1 tRNA gene and 2 rRNA genes are annotated in these 414 nt (G+C 41.3%); all 3 read left to right on the top strand.

The features are described from left to right. A 16S ribosomal RNA gene (locus Tmeso_RS16765) occupies window positions 1-82 on the top strand; the annotation flags it as partial. A gap of 103 nt (window positions 83-185) precedes the next feature. Next, window positions 186-261: transfer RNA gene (locus Tmeso_RS16020), tRNA-Ala, on the top strand. Window positions 262-317: 56 nt separating this feature from the next. Next, window positions 318-414, top strand: a 23S ribosomal RNA gene (locus Tmeso_RS16025); the annotation flags it as partial.

The raw sequence follows: 414 nt of genomic DNA on the forward strand, positions 1-414 counted from the left end.
TCTGCCGAAGGTGAAATCAATGACTGGGGTGAAGTCGTAACAAGGTAGCCGTATCGGAAGGTGCGGCTGGATCACCTCCTTTCTAAGGAGAAATAACCTACTGTTTAATTTTGAGAGTTTATAAAAAACTCTTGACGATTATATATAAATTTGTTATTATATAATTCGTCAAAAAAATACAATATGGGGGCGTAGCTCAGTTGGGAGAGCACTTGCCTTGCAAGCAAGGGGTCAGGAGTTCGACTCTCCTCGTCTCCACCATTTAGTATTTTTATACTATTAGTACCTTGAAAATTGAACAGATTTAAATAAATTAAGGTTAAGTTATTAAGGGCGTAGGGCGGATGCCTTGGCACCAAGAGCCGATGAAGGACGTGGTAAGCTGCGATAAGCTTCGGGGAGATGCAAGCAATC

The organism is Tepidibacter mesophilus, assembly GCF_002724055.1.
Classification (GTDB): domain Bacteria; phylum Bacillota; class Clostridia; order Peptostreptococcales; family Peptostreptococcaceae; genus Tepidibacter_A; species Tepidibacter_A mesophilus.